Origin of the sequence: Streptomyces cellostaticus, assembly GCF_001513965.1 — a bacterium.
Taxonomy (GTDB): Bacteria; Actinomycetota; Actinomycetes; order Streptomycetales; family Streptomycetaceae; genus Streptomyces; species Streptomyces cellostaticus.
Window position 1 is genome coordinate 1 of sequence record NZ_KQ948042.1, and the last position, 20,809, is coordinate 20,809.

Consider the following 20,809-nt stretch of genomic DNA (forward strand, 5'->3'; position numbering starts at 1 on the left):
TGGCTGATGCACTCATGGGCCGACGGTGACGGTCACGGTGGCCTCCGAGGGATCGGCCGACCCCTCGCCCGAAGGGGGCGTGGCCGAGTCCGTCTCCGCACCTGAGGCCGTGATGTCGGCGGTGCTCTCGACCGGCTTGCCGTGCACGGCCCACACCGTGCCGTCGTCGGCGTACAGGCGGGCCGTGACGTGGTGGGTGCCGTGCGGAACGAGACGGTCGGCCAGGTGGTACCCGTGCGCCCGCAGCCTGCTCACCAGACGGCCGTCGACCAGGAGGTACACGAGCCCGCGCGCGGGCAGCGCCCTGGGCCGCACGCCGGCCGGCGAGAAACGGAAGTGGCGCAGCGTCAGCAGGACGTCCCAGCCGCCGGCCTGGTCCGGGGTCACCTCTATGCCGACGCCGGGTGCGTTCTTCTTGTCGACCTCCCGCAGATGCCGGCCGGTGTCGTCCGTGTCGCCGAGGACCTTGCCCACCGGCGAGGGCGAGACGGCACTTCCGTGCCCGTGCGCCCCGCCGGTCCCGCAGCCCGCCGCTCCGAACGGCAGCAGGACGCAGACCGCGAGCGCGGTGAGAGTTCTGCGCGTCCACGACATGTCCCGGAGACTAGAACAACGCTCCGGCACCCGAATCCCCCTGAAGTCTGGTTCTCGCCCTACCCCGGACGGAGGAGCCGGCGCCCTCTTGCGCCCGCCCCCGCTCATTCCTACGGTGTTGCATAGGAATCGGGAGCGCAAGGGAGCGATCATGAGCGGGGACGCACGGAAGACCGCCGAGGGACTGTCGTACCTCTCCGGGTTCGGCAACGAACACGCCTCGGAGGCGGTGCCGGGCGCCCTGCCCGAGGGCCGCAACTCGCCGCAGCGCGCGCCGCTCGGTCTCTACGCGGAGCAGCTGAGCGGCACGGCGTTCACCGAGCCGCGGGCCCACAACCGCCGCTCCTGGCTGTACCGCATCCGGCCGTCGGCCGCGCACCCGGCGTTCACCCGCACCGAGAACGGCGCGATCCGTACGGCCCCCTTCGCCGAGACGGTGCCCGACCCCAACCGGCTGCGCTGGAGCCCGCTGCCCGAGCCGCCGTCCGGTACGGACTTCCTGGCGGGTCTGTGGACCCTCGGGGGCAACGGCGACGCGGCCCAGCGCACCGGCGTGGCCGTGCACCTGTACCACGCGAACTCCTCCATGGAGCGGGTGTTCAGCGATGCCGACGGTGAGCTGCTGATCGTGCCGGAGCGCGGCGGACTGCTGCTGCACACCGAGTTCGGCAGGCTCCATGTGGAACCGGCCGAGGTGGCGCTGGTTCCGCGTGGGGTGCGCTTCCGTGTGGAGCTGCTGGACGAGTCTGCCCGCGGTTATGTGTGCGAGAACTACGGGGCGCCCTTCCAACTGCCCGACCTCGGCCCCATCGGCGCCAACGGACTCGCCAACGCGCGGGACTTCCGGGCGCCGGCCGCCGCGTACGAGGACGTGGAGGGGCCGGTGGAGGTGGTGAACAAGTTCTGCGGCAACCTCTGGACGGCGACGTACGGCCACTCGCCCCTCGACGTGGTCGCCTGGCACGGCAACCATGTGCCGTACGTCTACGACCTGCGCCGTTTCAATGTGATCGGCACCATCTCGTACGACCACCCGGATCCGTCGATCTTCACGGTCCTGACCTCCCCGTCGGACACCCCGGGCCTGGCCGGCGTCGACTTCGTGGTCTTCGCCCCGCGCTGGCTGGTGGGCGAGGACACCTTCCGGCCGCCGTACTTCCACCGGAACGTGATGAGCGAGTACATGGGCCTCATCGAGGGCGCCTACGACGCGAAGGCCGAAGGTTTCGTACCGGGCGGCGGCTCGCTGCACAACATGATGTCGGCGCACGGCCCGGACCGGGAGACCTTCGACAGGGCGAGCGCCGCCGAACTGCGGCCGCAGAAGATCGACGACGGACTGGCCTTCATGTTCGAGACCCGCTGGCCGGTGACGCTCACCCCACACGCGGCAGGGGCGGACCACCTCCAGCAGCGGTACGACGACGTGTGGCAGGGTCTGGAACGTCACTTCCGGCCGTTGCACTAGCCGGTCCCGACAGGTACGGATAGCCGCGTGACCTCCTTCGCTCCGGATTCGATCGTCCTGAACCGCAAGCTGCCGCTGTGGTACCAGGTGTCGCAGTCACTGCGCGCCTCGATACTCGGCCGTTCGCCGCAGGAACCCCTGCGGCTGCCCACCGAGGAGCAGCTGGCGGAGCACTACGGGGTCAGCGTGCTGACCATGCGGCAGGCGCTGAAGGAGCTGGAGGACGAGGGGCTGATCAGCCGGCACCGGCGGCGCGGCACGTTCATCGAGCCCGGGGTGCGGCGCGGGGCGCCCGTGCGGCTCCTCGGCTCGGTGGACGCGATCGTGGCCCAGCAGTCCGGCATGACGACCGAGCTGCTGGACCACGGCCGCGCCCCCGTGCCGGCCGATCTCGCCGAGCACTTCCCGGACCTCGCCGAGGTGGCGACGTACCATCGCCTGCGCAGCGACGAGAAGACCGGCGAGCCGACCAACCACGCCGTCAACCACGTACGTCCCGAACTTGCCGCGCGCATCGACCTGGAGGACCTGGTCCGCTGGCCGATGACGAAAGTGCTGCGGGACGTGGTCGGGGCGGACATCAGCCGCATCACGGACACCGTGGAGGCCCGGCTCGCCGACCCGGAGACCGCACGGCTGCTCCAAGTGCCGCTGCTCAGCCCGATCCTGCACTACACGGGCGTGACGTACGACACCGACGGCCGGGTGCTGGACGTGGCGGTCATCCACTACCGGGGCGACCGCTTCTCCTTCACGGTGACGCTGGACGCCACCTGACCCGATGCCGTCGGCAGGCTCTACGATGCCGAGCGTGACGCACGACGACGCTCCGCTGCTCGCGGACCTCATGCCGTGGTCCGTCGCACCGCCGCGACTGGGCCGCAGGTGGCCGGCGGCCCCCGACGCGGCCTCCCTGAAGGCCCGCTGGGACGCCTTCGTGAAGGCTGACGGCCCGGACCGGGAGGCACTGTTCGAGCCGACACGCTCGCGCACGCTGCACTCGGCGATCGGCCAGCTGCCGGGCCAGTCCAGCGGCACCGAGAAGCTGGCCCGCGCGTCCGGTCCCTGCCCGGAGCCGGTACGGGCCCTGGTGGCTCCCTTCGACGAGCAGTGGCTGATCCCCGACCACCGGCTGATCGACTCGGCCCGTCCGGAGCTGTGGCGGGTCGCCGACGAGCACCAGGTCTTCGCCGTGGAGACCGCCACGGACGCCGGCGGCCCCCGCCTGCTCGCGACGTCCCTGCTTCCCCTTCTCCGCCCGGGCCGCGTCCGCCCGCTCTACCGCCGCCCCGGCGGCACGGAACCCAACCTGGCACCGGGCCTGCTGGACCACCTCGGCACCCGTCTCGGACTGTCCCCCACCCCGCTGGACGTCCTGGCCTGGACCGTGTCGGCGCTCCGCACGGACCTCACCGTCCCCCTCACCGAGGACCCCGGACTCTGGGCGCGGGGCGTCGAGTCGGGCCGCCGCACGCTCTGGCTGCTGCGCCGCGACGGCGAGCGCCCCAAACTCCCCGGCGGCCGCCGCCCCTACGTCCGTGCCCCGCTCCCCTCCCGGCCCCTCGCCCTCCACTACGACCGCGACGAGGAGACCCTCCGCCTCGACGAGGGCCGCATCTCCCCGGTGCCGCAGGAGGCGTGGGACTTCGAGGTGGCCGGGGGCCGGGTCCTGGAGCAGTGGTTCGCGGCCCGCACGCAGGACCCCGAGCCGGGCACTCTGGCGGCGATCCGCCCGCCGACCTGGCCGCAGGCGTGGACATCGGAACTGCTGGAGCTGATCACGGTCCTGGCCTTGCTGACGGAAGTACGCCCGCAGCAGACGGAGCCGACGGTGACATCGCCGATCACGGCGACCGAGCTCCGCAAGGCGGGAGTGCTCCCGGTCCCGGACACGGCCCGCAGACCCGCCTCGGTCCTGGACCACCACGAGGAGGGACCCGAGGGCCAGTTCGCCCTGCTCTAGCGACCGCGCAGGGCCGCTTCGAGCCGTGCGACGTCCTCGGCGTCCTTGGTCCTACGGGGCCGGGACGCGTCCCAGACGGGCATCATGCGCTTGATCTCGATCTGGGCCCGCGGGCTGACGATCGGGGCCTCCAGCGTGCCGATGCGCCCCGGCTCGGCGTCGAGCAGTCCGTCCGGCCAGGGGGTCCCGGCCCAGGGGCCGCCCGCGACCGTGATCCGGCCCGCCGCGTCCCGGTCGAGCAGGGTGAAGCTGCTGTCCAGGCCGTCCTTGACGAAGTCGAGCTGAAGGTCGGAGGGCGGTCCGGGCACCGGCGTGTGACCGAGCCGGGTGAGGACATCGGCAAGGGCGGCCGCGTCCCACGCCCAGGCGAACCAGTCGATGTCCCCGTGATCACGGGTGACCTTACCGAGAAAGAAGTCCATCGCCCAGCCGCCGCGCAGCCACAGCTCGATACCGCTGCCGCGTGCCGCGTCCAAGTCCTGGGCAATCAGAGCGAGTTGGCGCTCGGCACGCTCGTGGTCCATCACGATTCCACCGTTCCCGTCAAGGCGGCCTCGCGGCCACTCCCCCAGGGGCGTGGGGAACTGCGCGATCAACCCCCACAACCCGCACCCGCCAAACCCGCCCCGGCTAGCGCGGCGCAAACCCATCCACAACCCGCTCCAACGCCCGCTGAAAGACCGCCTCCAGATCGATCGGCCCCGGATCCTCCCGGAACGCCGCAGCCATCCGCGGATACGCCCCGGAGGCAATCTGCCCGCCCAGATACGCGATGCGCATCGCGTTCTCCTCGTCCTCCGACCAGGGCAGCGCGCGCACCCGCTCAGCGGTGTCGAGTTCGTTGCGGACGTAGGTGGTCACCACGCCGTTCAGCATCGCGATCAGCTCGATCTTGGTGCCGTAGGACGCGTCCAACGGGTCCAGGCACGCCAGGCAGTGCTCCAGATAGCGAAGAGCGTGCGGGCTGAAGCCGTACACCGGAGACATCAGCCGTGGAACCCACGGATGCCGATGCATCAGCGAGCGCGTGGCATGGGCCACCCGGAACAGATCCGCCCGCCAGTCCCCGCTCGGCTCCCACGGCTCGTGCTCCGCGCTGACCGCGTCCATCATCAGCTCGTACAGGTCCTCCTTGCGGGGGACGTAGTTGTACAGCGACATGGTGCCGCAGCCCAGCTCGGCCGCGACGCGCCGCATCGAGACCGCGTCGAGCCCCTCGGCGTCGGCGATCCGGACGGCCGCGGCCGCGATGTCGTCGCGCGTGTACGCCGGCTTCGGGCCCCGGCCCGTGCGCTCGGGACGCGCCCAGATCACTTCGGGTACGGCCCCTCGGACTGCCATCGATCATCACCTCGGGACCATCCTAGTTACGTACAGCGTACGCAGTGCGCTATGGTCGCCGCATGGATACTACGTACGCTGTACTTAGTGAGGGCCTGGAGAAGCGCTTCGGCGCCGTGCACGCCCTGCGCGGGCTCGATCTGGCGGTGGCCCAGGGGACGGTCTGCGGGCTGCTCGGCCCGAACGGGGCCGGGAAGACGACGGCCGTACGGCTGCTGACCACGCTGCTGCGGCCCGACGCGGGCTCGGCACGGATCGCGGGCCACGACCTGGTGCGCGAGGCGGCGGCCGTACGGAGCCGGATCGGCGTCACCGGGCAGTACGCCTCGGTCGACGCGGACCTCACCGGCCGGGAGAACCTGCGGCTGTTCGCACGGCTGCAGCGGGTGCGGGGGCCGGCCGGGCGGGCCGACGAGCTGTTGGAGCGGTTCGGGCTGACCGAGGCCGCGGACCGGAAGGCGGCCGCCTACTCGGGCGGGATGCGGCGCCGGCTCGACCTCGCGGCCAGCCTGATCCGGCGCCCCGACGTCCTCTTCCTCGACGAGCCGACCACCGGACTCGACCCGGCCAGCCGCACCCGCATCTGGGAGTCGGTGCGGGAGCTGAGGGCGGAGGGCACGACCGTGCTGCTCACCACGCAGTACCTGGAGGAGGCCGACCGGCTCGCCGACGACATCGCCCTGGTGGACCGGGGCCGGGTCGCACACACCGGCTCACCCGCCGAGCTCAAGGCGCTCATCGGCTCGTACGCGGAGGCCGTCGTCGCGGATGCGGACGGGCTGCCGGCCGCGGCCGCCGTGCTCGACCGGCTCACCGGGTCCACGCCCGTGTTCGACCGTGAGCGAGGCGCCGTCGGCGCGGTCACCACCGACCCGACCCTCACCCTGCCCCGCCTGGTGCGCGAACTCGACGCGGCCGGTGTGCCGTTGCTCGACGTGAGCCTGCGACCGCCGACCCTCGACGACGTCTTCCTGCGGCTCACCGGGGAGTCCACCGACAGCAAGGAGCTCGTGGCATGAACGCGTTGGCCCACGACGGCCTGGCGATGACGGGGCGGCAGCTGCGCCGGGTCCGCAACAGCCCGGGTCTGGCGATCCTGACCCAGATGATGCCGATCAACATGCTGCTGTTCTTCGGCTACGTCTTCGGCAGCGCCCTGGCGATGCCCGGCCGTGAGTACCGTTCCTTCCTGGTGCCGGGGCTGCTGGTGGCGACCGCGGCCGGCGGCCTGATGACCGGCATGTTCCAGGCGGCCGCGGACACGCACCGGGGCGTGATGGACCGCTTCCGCACGATGCCGGTGAGCCGTGCCGCCGTACCGCTGGGACAGGCGGCGGCGGACCTCGTCGTCACGACCCTCGGCACCGTGCCGCTTCTGCTGGTGGGGCTCGCGGTGGGCTGGCGGATCGAGGGGTCCGCGATGGAGGCCGCCGCAGCGGTGGGACTGCTGCTGTTCTTCCGGTTCGCCTGCACCTGCGCCGGGATCTTCCTCGGGCTGCTCACCCGCAGCGAGGACGCCGCCGGGCAGCTCGGCGCCTCCTCCTTCGTGCTGCCGCTGCTGTCCAACGCCTACATTCCCACCGGCAACCTGCCCGGCTGGCTGCGCACGCTCGCCGAGTGGAACCCGATCAGCGCCGTGACGACCGCCCTGCGGGACCTGTTCGGCAATGCGCCGGTCCCGGCGGACTCCTCCTGGCCGGTGGCCCACCCGGTCGCCGGGTCGCTGGCCTGGAGCCTCGCCCTGACCGCGGTGTTCCTGCCCCTCGCCGTGCGCCGGTACGCACACGGCGAGCGGTGACCGGCTACTGACAAAGCCGCCGGTCAGGGGAGATCATCCACCCCATGGATCATCTCCCGCTGCCCCTGGAGGGCATCACCGTCGTCGCCGTCGAACAGGCCGTGTCCGCACCCTTCGCGACCCGGCAGCTCGCCGATCTGGGCGCCCGGGTCGTCAAGGTGGAGCGGATCGACGGCGGCGACTTCGCGCGCGGTTACGACACCGCGGCCGGCGGTCTCGCCTCGCACTTCGTGTGGTGCAACCGCGGCAAGGAGTCCATCGCGCTGGATCTCAAGGACCCGCGCGGCCTCGACGTCGTACGGCGGCTGATCGCGGACGCGGACGTGTTCGTGCAGAACCTCGCGCAGGGGGCCGCGGCCCGGCTGGGGCTCGACGCGGCCACGCTGTGTGCGGCGCATCCGCGGCTGATCGCCGTGGACATCTCGGGGTACGGCAGCTCGGGGCCGTACGCGGACAAGCGGGCCTACGACATGCTCGTGCAGTGCGAGGCCGGGCTCGTGTCGGTGACCGGGACGCCCGGGCAGCCCGTCAAGGCGGGCATCCCGGCGGCCGACATCGCGGCGGCCATGTACGCCTTCTCCGGGGTGCTGGCCGCGCTGGTGCGGCGCGGCACGACCGGGCGGGGCGGACCGGTGGAGGTGTCGATGCTGGAGGCGCTGGCCGAGTGGATGGGCCATCCGCTGCACCATGCGATGCATGGAGGTGAGCCCCCGGCGCGCACCGGTCTCGCGCACGCCGTCATCGCGCCTTACGACGCCTATGCGACGGCGGACGGCGGGCGGGTGCTGTTGTCGGTGCAGAACGACCGGGAGTGGCGGCGGCTGGCCGAACAGGTCATAGGCCGACCGGGCCTGGGAACGGATCCGGCATACGCGAGCAACGCGGCGCGGGTGGCGAACCGGGAGCGGACCGACGAGCTGGTCGCGGGGGCGCTGGGCGTGCTGGACGCGGACGAGGCGCTGGCCCGGCTGGAGAAGGCGGGCATCGCCTGCGCCCGGCTCAGGGATCTGCACGAGCTGGCGGAGCATCCGCAGCTGGCGGCCCGGGAGCGGTGGCGTGAGGTGGGGTCGCCGGTCGGACCGCTGAAGGCGCTGCTGCCTCCCCTCACGCTGCCGGGCGGGGACGAGGCACGGATGGGCGACGTGCCCGCGCTCGGGCAGCACACCGAGGCGCTGCTGCATGCCGTGGGGATGACGGACGACGAGATCGCAGCGTTGCGCCGGGACGGCGTGGCGGCCTGAGCGCGGGCCCCCCGAAGGCTTCTCCGAGGAACGCCGGTTCGCTCAGAACTGGACGAGATCTGGACGGGATACCGCTCAGTGTCCGCCGAACAGCGAGCGGCGCAGTCGGCGCAGAGGCGCGAAGAGGGAGACGCGGCTGACCCGCGCACCTCGGTCGCTGCGCCTGCGCGTGGTGTCACGTGCCGTCAGCTCGAGCATCAGCGAGGTCGCCTCGGCCGCCTTCTGCTGCGGTATGGCGGGACCCGCCAGCACCGAAAGATGGCGGTCGAGGCGCGAACTGGTCGCGCTGCTCCCGCAAGTGATCGCAGGGACCCTGGCCCTGCTGCGCACTGTTATCTGCTCCATGTCACTCCCCACCCGTACGAGTCCACCCGGCCCGGGCAGGGTAACCCTATCGCCCCGGTGGGGCACGCGGGTATCTCGACCACAGGATTCACCTTCCCCGCAAGGCGGTTGACCATCCCTCGATGACTACTCTCCGAATCCGACCGATTTCAGGGTGAGTTGGACAAGGGGCTGGCCGGTCGGCTGCGCTGACCCACCGTCAGGCTCGACGGTTACGGCGAGTGACGTCGAGGACTTGTCGAGACCCTTGGCGACCAAGGGCGTGTCGCCCGCGAAGAGCCCCAGGGAGCGCGGTTGCGCATGGGGGCGCATGGCCCAGAGCTGGTGGACACGGCCGCCGGACGGGGTGCCGTACCCGCTGAGGGTGACGACGACCTGCCCCTGCGATGCGGAAGCGATCACTCCGATACTGCGGCCCCGGGCGTCCTTGCCTGCGGCTGCGCGGGCGTCGGGAGCGGCAAGAACGTGGGCGATCTCACGTGCCTGGGTCCGCTCGGCGTCGAGCTGGTCCCGGGTGCGGTTCGCCTGGACCGCGAAGAGGGAGGCGACGACGAGGGCCGCGGCGGCGGTCGCCGTGGCGAAGGGGACGAAGAGGGGGCGCGTGCGGGGAGTACGGGTGCGCGACGGCGGGGGCTGGGTGCCCCACACATGCGGCGGCAGCTGGGGCGCGCGCTCCCGGGCGGGCGTCGGTGCCTGCTCCTGCGGGGTGGTGCGGACGGCGGCCAGCACCCGGTCGCGCAGGGCCGCCGGTGCAGGGGCGGCCGTGGACCAGGCGAGGCGCACCGCGTCCTCGGACAGGGCCCGCACCTCGGCGGCGCAGCGGTCACAGCCCTTCAGGTGCTTCTCGAAGCGGCGGCGCTCGCCGGGTTCGAGGGCGTCGAGCGCGTAGGGCGCGGCGAGGGAGTGCAGGTCCGCGCGGCCCGGCAGGCGGCCGAAGATGCTCATGCGGTACCTCCCAGGCACTCGCGCAGCCGGGTGAGTCCGTCGCGCATCCGCGTCTTGACCGTGCCGAGCGGCAGCGAGAGCCGCTCGGCCACCTCACGGTAGGTGTAGCCGTCGTAGTAGGCGAGGGTCACGGACTGGCGTTGCAGGGCGGTGAGCCGGTCCAGGCAGCGGCGCACCCACTCGCGCTCCAGGCCGGCCTCGACCTCCTCGGCGACGTGGTCGAAGGCGGGTTCCCCGGCGCGCAGGGCCTCGCGCTGCTCGCGTTCGCCGGCCGCGCGGGCGCTGCGCACCCGGTCGACGGCGCGACGGTGGGCGAGGGTGAGGATCCAGGACAGGGCGCTGCCCCGGCGGGGGTCGAACCGGGCGGCGGAGCGCCACAGTTCGAGCAGTACCTCCTGGGCGACCTCCTCGGACTGCGCGGGGTCGCGCACCACCCGTCGTACGAGCCCGAACACCGGTCCGGAGACCAGTGCGTACAGATCCTCGAACGCATTCTGGTCACCGCCCGCCACGAGCACCAGCAGCTCGTCCGCCTCCACCCCGGTCCCCCTTCCGCGGCCGCAGCCGGCCCCCCTGCCTCTGACTCCACGCATCCGCACGAGCGCACACCTCCGGCGGGTGATACGGATCGGCGGGCCGAAAACGCGGGTCCGAAACGGCGAAAAGATTTTTTCCGTCCGACCAATCCGATCGGCTCCTCCGCTCCGTATACCCGTCCGTCAAGGCAAGTTGGCACTGAGGACGGACGGCATGACACCTCTCTTCTCCAGGAGCGGCACGGGACGCAAGGGCCTGGTCACGCTCATCTGTGGTGCGCTGGCCGCCGGAGGGCTCGCAGCCGCCGGCGTCGCCACGCTGGAACCCGGGGCGGCCTCCGCCTCCTCCCACCGGGAGGCCCCGCTGATCTCGGGGACCCCGCAGTACGACAACACGGACCTGTACGCGTTCGTCAGCCCGGACAAACCCGACACCACGACGATCGTGGCCAACTGGATCCCGTTCGAGGAGCCGGCCGGCGGCCCGAACTTCTACACGTTCGCGGACGACGCCCAGTACGACATCCACATCGACAACAACGGTGACGCGCAGGGCGAGCTGCTGTTCCGCTACACGTTCAAGACGCACGTCAAGAACAAGAACACCTTCCTCTACAACACGGGTGCGGTGAAGAGCCTCGACGACCCGAACCTCAACATCACGCAGACCTACGACATCGATCTGATCAAGCTGCACAACCAGAAGGAGGTCGCCAAGACGCGGCTCGCGGACAACGTGCCGGTCGCGCCGTCGGACGTCGGCAAGGCCTCGATGCCGGACTACGCCAAGCTGCGGTCACAGGCCATCTACAAGACGGCGGGCGGCGCCGCGACCTTCGCCGGTCAGGCCGACGACCCGTTCTTCGCGGACCTGCGCGTCTTCGACCTGCTCTACGGCGGGAACCTCTCCGAGGTCGGACGGGACACGCTCAAGGGCTACAACGTCAACACGATCGCGCTGCAGGTGCCCAACGACCTGATCCGCGAGTCGTCCAAGCAGCCGATCGTCGGCATCTGGTCGACGACGCAGCGCAGGAACGCGCAGGGTTACTACGAGCAGGTCTCGCGCCTGGGCAACCCGCTGGTGAACGAGGTCGTCAACCCGCAGAAGGACAAGGACAAGTTCAACGCGTCCCAGCCTTGGTACGACGCGCAGTTCCTGAAGAACGTGACCAACCCCGAGCTGCCGAAGCTCATCGAGTCGATCTACAAGATCAAGGCACCCGCCGAGCCGCGCAACGACCTGGTCGACGTGTTCCTCAAGGGCGTCAAGGGCCTCAACCAGCCGCCGTACGTGAAGCCGGCGGAGGAGCTGCGGCTGAACACCTCGATCAAGCCGAGCATGCATCCCAAGCGGCTGGGCGTCCTCGACGGTGACAACGCGGGCTTCCCGAACGGCCGTCGCCTCACGGACGACGTGATCGACGCCTCCCTCCAGGTGGTCGAGGGCGAACTGGTCGGTTCCAAGAACGACTTGGGCGACGCGGTCGACAAGAACGACAAGGGCTTCGAGAAGTACTTCCCGTACGTGGCCGAGCCGACGTCCGGTTCCCGCGGCGCCCTCGCCAAGGGCACGTCCGGCAACGCCGACGTCCGCAGCCAGCTCGGCGACGCCCTGCAGCCGGCCGGGTCCTCCTCCGGGGGCTCCGACAACACGGTCCTGATCGCGGGCTCGGCGGCCTCGGGCGCGGCCGGGATCCTGCTGATCGGCACCGCCTTCGCCTGGTGGCGCCGCCGCATGCAGCGCCCGTACTGACCCGCACCCCACCGACCGGCGCGGCCCGTACCCCCCTCCCCCACGGCGGGCCGCGCCCTTCCCTTCGACCATGACCAGGCGACCTAGGAGAGGGCATGGCCCCGCGTACCCATGACGAGGAGACCGGTGGGCGGACGGTGAGCAAGGGCGTGGACGGCACCCCGGCGCCCGCCGCCTGCGAACCCGAGCCGACCAGGCCGCAGACGGAGCCGACCGGGTCAGAGACGGAGCCGAACCCTGTGCCGACTGCGTCGGAAGCAGAGCCGGCCGCCTTTGGAACGGATCCCGCCGAGCCTGAAGCCGCGTCTGTCGTCTCCGGGGCGGCCTCCTCCGCGTCCGGCGCCGACCGGCGCGTGGTCGCCGTCCGCCGGGTCGCCGCCGCGGGGCGGCGTCGGCATTCCGTGCAACTCCTCGGCTCTGCCGTCCTGTTGGCCATCGCGCTGACCGGCGGGGCGATCGCCGTCGGGGCGGCGCGGGACGGCGGGCCGGCCGTCGCGGCCGCCTCCAGTGCTGTCGATCCCGGGGTGCTGGCCGGCGGCAACCTGGACACGGGCATCGCTGCCCTCCAGGCTCATCTGCGGTCCCAGCCGAGGGACTTCGGCAGCTGGGCCACCCTCGGCCTGGCCTACGTCGAGCAGGCGCGGACCAAGGGCGACCCCGCCCGGTACCCGCAGGCCGAGAAGGCCCTGAAGCGGTCCCTGGAGCTGGCCCCGGGCAACGACCAGGCGCTGGCCGGCCGGGCCGCCCTCGCCGCCGCCCGGCACGACTTCAAGGACGCCCTGACCTACGCGGACCAGGCCCTGAAGCAGAACCCGTACAGCGAGCGCGCCCTGTCCTTGCGCGTCGACGCCCTGGTCGAACTCGGCCGGTACGCCGAGGCGTCCCGGGCCGCCGGGACAGCGGACACGCGCAAGCCGGGCGTGCCGGTCTTCACGCGGTACGCGTACGTGCACGAGCTGCGCGGTGACGTGCCGACCGCCCGGCGCGTACTCGAACAGGCCCTCGACGTGGCCGCTTCCCCGGGCGATGTGGCCTACGTGTCCGCCCAGCTCGGCCAACTCGCCTGGAACCAGGGCGACTACAAGGCGGCGCTCGGCTACTACGCCCGGGCCCTGGCCGCCGACGAGAACTACCTCCCCGCGCTGGAGGGCCGGGCCCGCGCCCAGGCGGCGAGCGGCCGGCGGGACGAGGCGATCAAGGGGCTTGAGACCGTGGTCTCCCGCTATCCGCTGCCCGGACCGCTCGTCGAACTCGGCGAGCTGTACGAGGCACGCGGCGCGGCCGGCGACCGGGCCAGGGCGCGCGACCAGTACGCGCTCGTGGACGCCTGGATCGCCCTCGCCCGTGCCAACGGCGTCAACGCCGACCTCGACACCGCGCTGGCCGCCGCCGACCACGGCGACAAGGCGTCCGCCCTGCGTGCGGCCCGCGCCGAATGGGCCCGACGGCACACCGTGCACACCGCGGACGCGCTCGCCTGGGCGCTGCACGTCAACGGCCATGACGAGGAGGCCCTTCCCTACGCCCGCCGGGCCACGGCCACCGGCTACCGCAACGCCGCCTTCCTCTACCACCGCGGCATGATCGAGCTGGCCACGGGCCACGAGAAGGACGGCCGGGCCTCGCTCAAAGCGGCCCTGACGCTGAACCCCGGCTTCTCCCCCTTGGGTGCGGCCAAGGCCCGCAAGGCGCTGGAGGCCGCCAAGTGAACCTCCGTCGCCCGCTCTCCTGCGCCGCCGCCGTCCTCACGGCCGCCTGTGCCCTCGCGCTCACCCCGGCCACGGCCGCGAGCGCGCACCCCCTCGGCAACTTCACCGTCAATCGCTACGACGGTCTCGTCGCCGCCCCCGGGCAGCTCCGCGTCGACCATGTGGAGGACCTCGCCGAGATCCCGGCGACCCAGGCCAAGCCCGGCATCCAGCGGCTGGGCCTCGCCGCGTGGGCCGAGCAGCGGTGCGCCGGGGCGGCGAAGGGCAGCGGGCTCACCGTCGGGGGACGGTCCGTCCCCCTGGCCGTCGGCTCCGCCCACGCCCGGCTGCGGCCCGGGCAGGCCGGGCTGAACACCCTGCGCGTGGAGTGCCGGTTCACCGCGTCCCTCCCCCGGGGGAAGTCCGTCGCCCTCGGCTTTCACAGTGCGGGTGCCACCAGCGGGCCCGGCTGGCGGGAGATCACCGCGCGCGGCGACCGCATGACGCTCACCGCGACGGACGTACCGAAGAAGTCCGTCTCGCACGAACTCACCACGTACCCCAAGGACTTGCTGTCCTCGCCCGCCGACACCACCAGGGCCTCCCTGCACGTGCGCCCCGGCGGTCCGGCGCTCGCCGAGGAGCGGCAGGAGGTCCCGGGCGCCGGTGTGCTGCCCCGGGGCGCCGACCGCTGGACCCGTGCCCTGGACGACCTCGTCGCCCGCCACGACCTGACCCTCGGCTTCGCCTCGCTCGCCCTGCTCATCGCGGTCGTCCTGGGCGCGATGCACGCCCTCGCACCGGGCCACGGCAAGACCCTGATGGCCGCGTCGGCGGCGGCCCGCGGGGGCCGGGCCCGGCTGCGGGACGTGCTGCCCCTGGCCGCCTCGGTCACGGTGACCCACACCCTCGGCGTGGTCGCCCTGGGCCTGCTCGTCACGGCCGGTTCCGCCGCCACGCCCTCGGTGATCGCCTGGCTGGGCATCGCCAGCGGCGCCCTGGTGCTCGTGGCGGGCGCGAACCTCGTACGACGGGCCTGGCACAGCCGTGCACACGGACACGCCCACCCGCACCCCCGCGAGCAGGCCGTGGAGCGGCCGTTGGCCCTGGTGGGCGCGCACCAAGGCGCCGCCTCGGCGCGCCATGCCGACGAGCACGACCACGGCCACCAGCACCACCACGATCACCACCACGGCCACGATCACCACGGTCACGATCACCACCATGGTGACCACACCCATGCGCACGGGCACCACCATGACCACGACCACGACCACGCCATGGTGCACACCCATGGCGGCCACACCCACAGCCACCCCACCGCCCCCACCCTCCGCGGCACGATCCTGCTCGGGTTCGCCGGTGGTCTGGTGCCCAGCCCCTCCGCGGTCGTCGTGCTCGTCGGTGCCGCGGCGCTCGGCAAGGCCTGGTTCGGACTGCTGCTCGTCGTGGCGTACGGCGCCGGGCTGGCGCTGACGCTCACGGCGGCCGGGTTCGCCGTGGTCCGGCTGGGCTCGGGCGTCACCCGGGTGCTGGAGCGGCGCCCGCGCTGGACCGTCCACCCGGTGGCCGCCCTGGTGCGCCGGACCCTGCCGCTCGCTTCCGCGCTGGTCGTGGTGGCGCTGGGGGTCGGATTGGTGCTCAAGGGGGCCGCATCCGCACTCGGCTGAGCTACTTTTGTGGAGAAATCACGTCAGATGCCGTGGGGGGCGCCCGTGTCCGAAGAGCCGGGCCGTGACCGCGTGATCGCGGGTCGCTACCGTCTGCTGTCCCCGCTGGGCGAGGGCGGCATGGGCACGGTGTGGCGCGCCCGCGACGAGGTGCTGCACCGCGAGGTGGCCGTCAAGGAGGTGCGGGCCCCGGCCGGGCTGCCCGCCTCCGACGTCGAGCGGATGTACGCGCGCCTGGAGCGCGAGGCGTGGGCGGCGGCCCGGGTCGCGAACCGCAACGTGGTCACGGTGTACGACGTGGCGATGGAGGGCGGCCGTCCGTGGATCGTGATGGAGCTGGTCCGCGGCCTGTCCCTCGCCGACGAGCTGGAGGCCGAGGGTCCGCTGTCGCCGCAGCGGGCCGCGCACATCGGTGCCGAGGTGCTGGCCGCGCTGCGCGCCGCGCACGCCGTCGGGGTCCTGCACCGGGACGTGAAGCCGGCCAATGTGCTGCTGGCGGCCGACGGCCGGGTGGTCCTCACCGACTTCGGCATCGCGACGGTCGAGGGCAGCTCGGCGCTGACGATGACCGGCGAGGTGGTCGGTTCCCCCGAGTTCCTCTCGCCGGAGCGGGCGCTCGGGCGCACGCCGGGCCCGGAGTCGGACCTGTGGTCGCTGGGCGTGCTGCTGTACGCGGCCGTCGAGGGCAACTCCCCGTTCCGGTACGACACTCCGCTCAGCACCCTGCGTGCCGTGGTGGACGAGGAGCTGCCGCCGCCGCACCGGGCCGGACCGCTCGCTCCCGTCATCGAGGGGCTGCTGCGCAAGGACCCGGCCGAGCGGCTGTCCGCCGAACGGGCCGAGCAGGACCTGCGGATCGTCGCGGCGGGCGGGGCCGTCCGCACCGAGGCGATGCCCGTCTCGCCGTACGCCCCGACGGTCGCGGCCCGGCCGCAACGGCCCTCTCCCACACCGCCGATGCCCGTGCCCACGGGGTATCCGGAGCCGCGGACCACGGCGGTCGCAGCGCCGGAGCGCAACCGGCGGGCCGGCGTGGTGCTGGTGGCCGGTCTCCTCGCGGTCGTCCTGGCGGTGGCGGGACTGACGTACGCGCTGCTCAACCGTGACAACGGCAGCGGCAAGGGGAACGCGGGCGCGCACACCGGCGCGGCGAGCGGCAGCGCGCACTCGCCCACCCCGAGCACCGGTACGGACTCCGACACCGGGGCGCCACCGCCCGCGCACAGCAGCAGCACGGCGAGCAGTCAGCCGGCCCAGTCCGTACGGGTGACCCTGACCGGCTCGCACACGGAGTACGACGGAACCTGTCCGCCGCCCACCGCCCAGGCGCCCGCGTTCACGGCGACGTTCACGGTCGGGCGGCTGCCCGCACAGGTGGAGTACCGGTGGGTGCTCGCGCACGGGTCGGTCTCCGACCCGGGATGGAAGACGCTGGCGTTTCCGGCGGGCGGCGGGAGGACGAAGCAGGTGCAGGTGGTCGTGACCGCCTACTCCGACGGCGGGACGATCGAGAACGAGATCAGTGTGGAGGTGCGCGGTCCGGTGCGGGCGACGTCGGACTCCGTGCCCTTCTCGGTGACCTGCGCGACGGCGGCGACGGAGACCCCGTCGGGCGGGGCCTCCCCTTCGCCGTCAGCCTCCTGACGGCTCAGGACGCCGCGTTCGTGAGCACCGGCAGATAGCCGCCGGACTGGCCGGCCGCGGTCGGGTGGTACGACTCGCTGATGGAGAGCCAGTTGACGCTGTGCAGCCAGGAGCTGCCGGAGCAGATCTCGTGGCCGGAGAACGGGGTGCGGACGTCACCGAAGACGAAGTCGTGGTCCAGGGCGCGCTTCTGGATGGCGGCGTCGATGTAGTCGGCGGCGCCGTTGATCGCGGACCGCTTGGTCTCGGAGAGGCCGAGGCAGGTCTGGCCGAGCAGATAGAAGCGGGGGTAGCCGAGGACGACCACCCGGGCGGACGGGGCTTTGGCGCTGATCGCGTTGTAGACGGCGTCGAGCTTGCCGGGGAGTGTCGAGTCGACGTACGCCTTGGCGCTGTTGATCTTGGACAGGCAGGCGCTGTCGGACGAGATGACACAGGTCGTCATGACGTCGGAGAAACCGGCGTCGTTGCCGCCGATGGTGACGGAGACCAGGGCGGTGGAGGAGTCGAGGGAGCCGAGCTGGCCCGCGAGCACGTCGTCCGTGGTGGCGCCCGAGCAGGCGTTGAAGGCGAACGAGGACGGGCTGTGGGCGGCGTTCCACAGGTACGGGTACGCCTTGGTGCTGCGGTCGCAGTTTCCGCTGGAGCTGATGTAGCTGCCCGCTCCCACCCCGGAGGAGTAGGAGTCGCCGAGCGCCACATAGCCGCCGGTCACGGCCGCCGAGGACGCCTGCGCCGTGGCGGCCCCGGTGAGGGCGAAGCCGGTGGCGAGGAGGAGCGAGGTCACGTATGCCGTAAGTCGGGAACGTCTCATGGAACCTCCCTTTAGCAGGATCTCTGCCACAACTGTCGTAGCAACTACGCGTGTTGAACGGAAGTGTTCATGCCAAGACTTTTCAGGTCTCAACAACGCCTCGACGGGATCGATTCGGGACGTTCACCGACCATGCGTTTCATGCACATGCCAGACCTGTTGACGGCTCGCCAACTCCACGCTTCCCAGGGGCCTCGAACGCCCCCGGGGAACACATGTTTAAAGAGGGACCGCTGTCTTGACGGCCCATGCGGGCCTGCGCCACATTGAAGCCCGGCATCCGGCGCGTCGGGGGGCAAAGTCGCCAATGCAGACCTTACGCATCAAGACACCTTCATCAGACGGCTCCGGGGACGACGCCGAACGGGCGCGGCCAGGTCCGGGGAGGGACCTGTCCCCGCTGCTCGCGGGGGCCGCCACGGCCGTTGGCGCGGTCGGCGCGCTGCTCGCACTCACCGACGCCGGCTCACCGCTGCGCGGACCGTGCACGTTGTTCTTCCTGCTCACGGCTCCGGCCGTGGCGGTCGGGGCGGCGCTGCGCGGGCTGGATCCCGTCGGCCGGGTGCTCACCGCGCTTGCAGGCGCGGTCGTACTGAACATGCTGGTTGCCCAGGGCATGCTGGCCGTGCACCGCTGGACGGTGCGCGGCGGGGTCGTCGCGGTGACCGCGCTCAGCCTGCTGCTGCTCCTGCTCGTCCTCGGGCGGGAGAAGTTCCGTTCGAGGAAACAAACACAAGACGGACCAACCCAGGCCAAAGTTGTGTAACGGCCAAACCAACAAAAACGTGAGGCCTCGTTCCAGGTCTTGCCATTCTGCTTCAATCGTCAATACCGTCGTACATCTCACCCGCATCGGTCCGTCAGCACACGGTTCAGGGGAGGGCTCAGGGCCGTGACGTATCGGCGCGGGGCGCGGTAGGGGGGTGCCGTGCTCGGTGGCCGCACTGGTTTCCGAGTCGTGCCGCGCGACCGGCTGCCGTCTTTTCCCGGCAGCCCGGCCAGCTTTGCCAGCTCGTCTGCGTGCACGCAGATCGCTTCACCGTGCCGAAGATGAGAACCCCCCTTTCGAACCGGACACAGAGCCGGGCCGCCCAGGGGCGGGCGGTCCACCGGACGAGAGGGACACAACACATGAGTTCTGTTCTGCATCCGCCGAGTTCGGGCCAAGATCCGTTAATGGCCGCCCAATACCGGCCCATCTCCACTCACCTTGCGATCACTCCGCCGGTGAGCGTGGTGATTCCCGCCATGAATGAGGCGGAGAATCTGCCCTACGTCTTCAAGACCCTTCCGGCCTGGATACAGGAAGTGGTTCTTGTGGACGGCAATTCCACCGACGACACCGTCGAGGTGGCCCGCTCGCTGTGGCCCGGGGTGAAGGTCGTCGAACAGCGGGGCAAGGGCAAGGGGGATGCCCTGATCACCGGGTTCGAGGCGTGCAGCGGCGACATCATCGTGATGGTCGACGCGGACGGCTCGGCCGACGGCAACGAGATCGTGTCGTACGTCTCCGCCCTCGTCTCGGGCGCCGACTTCGCCAAGGGCTCGCGTTTCGCCAACGGCGGCGGCACGGACGACATGACCTTCATCCGCAAGCTCGGCAACTGGGCGCTGTGCACCATCGTCAACCGCAAGTTCGGCGCCCGCTACACCGATCTCTGCTACGGATACAACGCGTTCTGGCGGCACTGCCTCGACAAGATCGACCTGGACTGCACCGGCTTCGAGGTCGAGACCCTGATGAACATCAGAGTGGTCAAGGCGGGACTCAAGGTCCAGGAGATCCCCAGCCACGAGTACCTCCGCATCCACGGCACGAGCAATCTGCGGGCCGTGCGGGACGGGCTGCGGGTGCTGAAGGTCATCCTCGAGGAGCGCTCCAACCGGCGTGCCCTGCGCCGCCAGGCCCACCAGGCGCGACTGCTGAACACCGGGCAGGGAGAGGCGTCTTGACGGATCCCGACATCTCCGTCGTGATCTGCGTGTACACCGAGGACCGCTGGGAGGACATCCTCGCGGCGGTCTCCTCGGTGCGCGCGCAGTCGTATCCGGCGCTGGAGACGCTCCTGGTCGTGGACCACAACGCCGCCCTGCTGGACCGGCTGGCCCGCGAGTACAAGGAGGCCACCGATGTGCGCGTGCTCGCCAACGCCGGCCCGCGCGGGCTGTCGGCCGGCCGCAACACCGGTATCGCCGCCTCCCACGGTGAGGTGATCGCCTTCCTGGACGACGACGCCGTGGCCGAGCGGGACTGGCTGCGCCGCTTCGCCGAGGGGTACGCCGACCCGCGCGTACTGGCGGTCGGCGGCCGTACGGAGCCGGTCTGGGCGTCGGGCCGGCGTCCCGCCTGGTTCCCCGAGGAGTTCGACTGGGTGGTGGGCTGCACCTACCGGGGACTGCCGCCGGGCCGGGTCCGGGTCCGCAACGTGCTGGGCGGAAACGCTTCTTTCCGGCGTACGGCGTTCGAGGCGGCGGGCGGTTTCGCCACCGGCATCGGCCGTGACGGCGACCGGCGACCGCTGGGCGGCGAGGAGACGGAGCTGTGCATCCGGCTCAGCCGGGCCCGCCCCGACGCCGTACTCCTCATCGACGACGGCGCGGTGATCCACCACCGGGTGCCCGCGGCCCGCGAGCACTTCGCGTACTTCCGCACCCGCGCCTACGCCGAGGGCCTGTCGAAGGCGCTGGTGGCCCGGAGCGTCGGCACGGACAAGGGGCTGGAGTCCGAGCGCCGGTACACCACGCGGGTGCTGCCCGCCGGGGTCGCCCGCGGTCTGCGGGACGCCCTGTTCGCCCGCCCGGGCGGCGCGGGGCGCGCGGGCGCGATCGTCGCGGGGGTGCTCACGGCGGCGGGCGGTTACCTGATGGGCAGTGTGCGGGCACGGCGGGGCGGGACGACGTTCTCCGTCGTACGGATCGACGGGGACGCCCTGACCGACCCGGGCGCAGGGACCGAAGGGGAAGGCGCATGAGCCAACCGGGCGTACGGATCGAGGGGGAACGCCC

At 71.9% G+C, this 20,809-nt stretch carries 20 protein-coding genes; 13 read left to right on the top strand and 7 right to left on the bottom strand.

The genetic code is table 11. From position 1 onward, the window contains the following. Positions 1–12 precede the first annotated feature (12 nt). A complete protein-coding gene (locus tag AQI88_RS34880) occupies positions 13–594 on the bottom strand; it encodes a hypothetical protein (protein WP_067007334.1) in 582 nt (193 codons plus the stop codon). A gap of 151 nt (positions 595–745) precedes the next feature. On the opposite strand from AQI88_RS34880, the gene hmgA reads away from it, so the two are divergent. From hmgA to AQI88_RS34895, 3 genes are read left to right on the top strand one after another with little or no spacing between them, the layout of a single operon-like run. Next, a complete protein-coding gene (gene hmgA / locus AQI88_RS34885; RefSeq protein WP_067007337.1) occupies positions 746–2,062 on the top strand; it encodes a homogentisate 1,2-dioxygenase in 1,317 nt (438 codons plus the stop codon). Between the two features lie 27 nt (positions 2,063–2,089). After that, positions 2,090–2,839, top strand: coding sequence for a GntR family transcriptional regulator (locus AQI88_RS34890; protein ID WP_067007339.1), 750 nt, complete (start codon positions 2,090–2,092; stop codon positions 2,837–2,839). A 25-nt stretch (positions 2,840–2,864) separates the two neighbouring features. Beyond that, on the top strand, positions 2,865–4,025 hold the full coding sequence (locus AQI88_RS34895; RefSeq protein WP_067007342.1) for a type ISP restriction/modification enzyme: 1,161 nt from the start codon (positions 2,865–2,867) through the stop codon (positions 4,023–4,025). Here the strand turns inward: AQI88_RS34895 and AQI88_RS34900 are convergent. Then, positions 4,022–4,549 (bottom strand): nucleotidyltransferase domain-containing protein, encoded by a 528-nt coding sequence (locus tag AQI88_RS34900; RefSeq protein ID WP_067007346.1) that lies wholly within the window; start codon positions 4,547–4,549, stop codon positions 4,022–4,024. The genes AQI88_RS34895 and AQI88_RS34900 overlap by 4 nt on opposite strands. Positions 4,550–4,655: 106 nt before the next feature. Continuing rightward, positions 4,656–5,366, bottom strand: a complete 711-nt coding sequence (locus AQI88_RS34905; protein ID WP_067007348.1) for a TetR/AcrR family transcriptional regulator — start codon at positions 5,364–5,366, stop codon at positions 4,656–4,658. Between the two features lie 62 nt (positions 5,367–5,428). Between AQI88_RS34905 and AQI88_RS34910 the strand changes: the two genes are divergently transcribed. Genes AQI88_RS34910 through AQI88_RS34920 form a run of 3 tightly spaced genes read left to right on the top strand, consistent with a single transcriptional unit; the run spans position 5,429 to position 8,405 of the window. Further along, positions 5,429–6,385, top strand: a complete 957-nt coding sequence (locus tag AQI88_RS34910; protein ID WP_067007351.1) for an ATP-binding cassette domain-containing protein — start codon at positions 5,429–5,431, stop codon at positions 6,383–6,385. Then, positions 6,382–7,164 carry an ABC transporter permease gene (locus tag AQI88_RS34915; protein WP_067007354.1) on the top strand — a complete coding sequence of 261 codons (783 nt, stop codon included), beginning with the start codon at positions 6,382–6,384 and terminating at the stop codon, positions 7,162–7,164. The genes AQI88_RS34910 and AQI88_RS34915 overlap by 4 nt, the downstream gene beginning before the upstream one ends. A 44-nt stretch (positions 7,165–7,208) precedes the next feature. Next, positions 7,209–8,405: a CaiB/BaiF CoA transferase family protein gene (locus tag AQI88_RS34920; RefSeq protein WP_067007357.1), complete on the top strand. Its 1,197-nt coding sequence runs from the start codon at positions 7,209–7,211 to the stop codon at positions 8,403–8,405. A gap of 75 nt (positions 8,406–8,480) precedes the next feature. On the opposite strand, the gene AQI88_RS34925 is transcribed toward AQI88_RS34920, so the two are convergent. The 3 genes from AQI88_RS34925 to AQI88_RS34935 all read right to left on the bottom strand — a co-directional run bounded on the left by AQI88_RS34925 (position 8,481) and on the right by AQI88_RS34935 (position 10,234). Then, positions 8,481–8,750 (bottom strand): hypothetical protein, encoded by a 270-nt coding sequence (locus tag AQI88_RS34925; RefSeq protein ID WP_067007360.1) that lies wholly within the window; start codon positions 8,748–8,750, stop codon positions 8,481–8,483. A 126-nt stretch (positions 8,751–8,876) separates the two neighbouring features. Next, positions 8,877–9,695 carry an anti-sigma factor gene (locus AQI88_RS34930; protein WP_067007364.1) on the bottom strand — a complete coding sequence of 273 codons (819 nt, stop codon included), beginning with the start codon at positions 9,693–9,695 and terminating at the stop codon, positions 8,877–8,879. Beyond that, positions 9,692–10,234 carry a sigma-70 family RNA polymerase sigma factor gene (locus tag AQI88_RS34935; protein WP_067007367.1) on the bottom strand — a complete coding sequence of 181 codons (543 nt, stop codon included), beginning with the start codon at positions 10,232–10,234 and terminating at the stop codon, positions 9,692–9,694. The genes AQI88_RS34930 and AQI88_RS34935 overlap by 4 nt, the downstream gene beginning before the upstream one ends. Positions 10,235–10,445: 211 nt before the next feature. Here AQI88_RS34935 and AQI88_RS34940 point away from each other — a divergent pair, with 211 nt between their 5' ends. The 4 genes from AQI88_RS34940 (at position 10,446) to AQI88_RS34955 (ending at position 16,989) form a co-directional block, all read left to right on the top strand. After that, entirely contained in the window at positions 10,446–11,987 is a 1,542-nt protein-coding gene (locus AQI88_RS34940; RefSeq protein WP_067007370.1) for a DUF4331 domain-containing protein, read from the top strand. Between the two features lie 95 nt (positions 11,988–12,082). Next, complete coding sequence (locus AQI88_RS34945) at positions 12,083–13,696, top strand: tetratricopeptide repeat protein (RefSeq protein ID WP_244184459.1); 1,614 nt, start codon at positions 12,083–12,085, stop codon at positions 13,694–13,696. Next, a complete protein-coding gene (locus AQI88_RS34950; RefSeq protein WP_067007373.1) occupies positions 13,693–15,345 on the top strand; it encodes a sulfite exporter TauE/SafE family protein in 1,653 nt (550 codons plus the stop codon). Before AQI88_RS34945 ends, AQI88_RS34950 begins: the two co-directional genes overlap by 4 nt. 27 nt (positions 15,346–15,372) lie before the next feature. Beyond that, positions 15,373–16,989, top strand: a complete 1,617-nt coding sequence (locus tag AQI88_RS34955) for a serine/threonine-protein kinase (protein WP_067007377.1) — start codon at positions 15,373–15,375, stop codon at positions 16,987–16,989. A 4-nt stretch (positions 16,990–16,993) separates the two neighbouring features. On the opposite strand, the gene AQI88_RS34960 is transcribed toward AQI88_RS34955, so the two are convergent. Then, positions 16,994–17,803: an SGNH/GDSL hydrolase family protein gene (locus AQI88_RS34960; protein ID WP_067007379.1), complete on the bottom strand. Its 810-nt coding sequence runs from the start codon at positions 17,801–17,803 to the stop codon at positions 16,994–16,996. A 307-nt stretch (positions 17,804–18,110) separates the two neighbouring features. Here AQI88_RS34960 and AQI88_RS34965 point away from each other — a divergent pair, with 307 nt between their 5' ends. From AQI88_RS34965 to AQI88_RS34975, 3 genes are all read left to right on the top strand, one after another. Further along, complete coding sequence (locus AQI88_RS34965) at positions 18,111–18,569, top strand: hypothetical protein (protein ID WP_244184461.1); 459 nt, start codon at positions 18,111–18,113, stop codon at positions 18,567–18,569. Between the two features lie 365 nt (positions 18,570–18,934). After that, on the top strand, positions 18,935–19,756 hold the full coding sequence (locus AQI88_RS34970; RefSeq protein WP_067007382.1) for a glycosyltransferase family 2 protein: 822 nt from the start codon (positions 18,935–18,937) through the stop codon (positions 19,754–19,756). Continuing rightward, the gene (locus AQI88_RS34975; RefSeq protein WP_067007385.1) at positions 19,753–20,775 is read left to right on the top strand and encodes a glycosyltransferase family 2 protein; all 1,023 of its coding nucleotides are present in this window, start codon (positions 19,753–19,755) and stop codon (positions 20,773–20,775) included. Before AQI88_RS34970 ends, AQI88_RS34975 begins: the two co-directional genes overlap by 4 nt. Positions 20,776–20,809 lie beyond the last annotated feature (34 nt).

What these genes read in the sequence shown, in the direction of transcription:
- AQI88_RS34880 (WP_067007334.1), bottom strand. Translation starts at nt 594, where the DNA reads ATGTCGTGGACGCGCAGAACTCTCACCGCGCTCGCGGTCTGCGTCCTG.
- hmgA (WP_067007337.1), top strand. Translation starts at nt 746, where the DNA reads ATGAGCGGGGACGCACGGAAGACCGCCGAGGGACTGTCGTACCTCTCC.
- AQI88_RS34895 (WP_067007342.1), top strand. Translation starts at nt 2,865, where the DNA reads ATGCCGAGCGTGACGCACGACGACGCTCCGCTGCTCGCGGACCTCATG.
- AQI88_RS34900 (WP_067007346.1), bottom strand. Translation starts at nt 4,549, where the DNA reads ATGGACCACGAGCGTGCCGAGCGCCAACTCGCTCTGATTGCCCAGGAC.
- AQI88_RS34905 (WP_067007348.1), bottom strand. Translation starts at nt 5,366, where the DNA reads ATGGCAGTCCGAGGGGCCGTACCCGAAGTGATCTGGGCGCGTCCCGAG.
- AQI88_RS34910 (WP_067007351.1), top strand. Translation starts at nt 5,429, where the DNA reads ATGGATACTACGTACGCTGTACTTAGTGAGGGCCTGGAGAAGCGCTTC.
- AQI88_RS34915 (WP_067007354.1), top strand. Translation starts at nt 6,382, where the DNA reads ATGAACGCGTTGGCCCACGACGGCCTGGCGATGACGGGGCGGCAGCTG.
- AQI88_RS34920 (WP_067007357.1), top strand. Translation starts at nt 7,209, where the DNA reads ATGGATCATCTCCCGCTGCCCCTGGAGGGCATCACCGTCGTCGCCGTC.
- AQI88_RS34925 (WP_067007360.1), bottom strand. Translation starts at nt 8,750, where the DNA reads ATGGAGCAGATAACAGTGCGCAGCAGGGCCAGGGTCCCTGCGATCACT.
- AQI88_RS34930 (WP_067007364.1), bottom strand. Translation starts at nt 9,695, where the DNA reads ATGAGCATCTTCGGCCGCCTGCCGGGCCGCGCGGACCTGCACTCCCTC.
- AQI88_RS34940 (WP_067007370.1), top strand. Translation starts at nt 10,446, where the DNA reads ATGACACCTCTCTTCTCCAGGAGCGGCACGGGACGCAAGGGCCTGGTC.
- AQI88_RS34945 (WP_244184459.1), top strand. Translation starts at nt 12,083, where the DNA reads ATGGCCCCGCGTACCCATGACGAGGAGACCGGTGGGCGGACGGTGAGC.
- AQI88_RS34955 (WP_067007377.1), top strand. Translation starts at nt 15,373, where the DNA reads ATGCCGTGGGGGGCGCCCGTGTCCGAAGAGCCGGGCCGTGACCGCGTG.
- AQI88_RS34960 (WP_067007379.1), bottom strand. Translation starts at nt 17,803, where the DNA reads ATGAGACGTTCCCGACTTACGGCATACGTGACCTCGCTCCTCCTCGCC.
- AQI88_RS34965 (WP_244184461.1), top strand. Translation starts at nt 18,111, where the DNA reads ATGCAGACCTTACGCATCAAGACACCTTCATCAGACGGCTCCGGGGAC.
- AQI88_RS34970 (WP_067007382.1), top strand. Translation starts at nt 18,935, where the DNA reads ATGAGTTCTGTTCTGCATCCGCCGAGTTCGGGCCAAGATCCGTTAATG.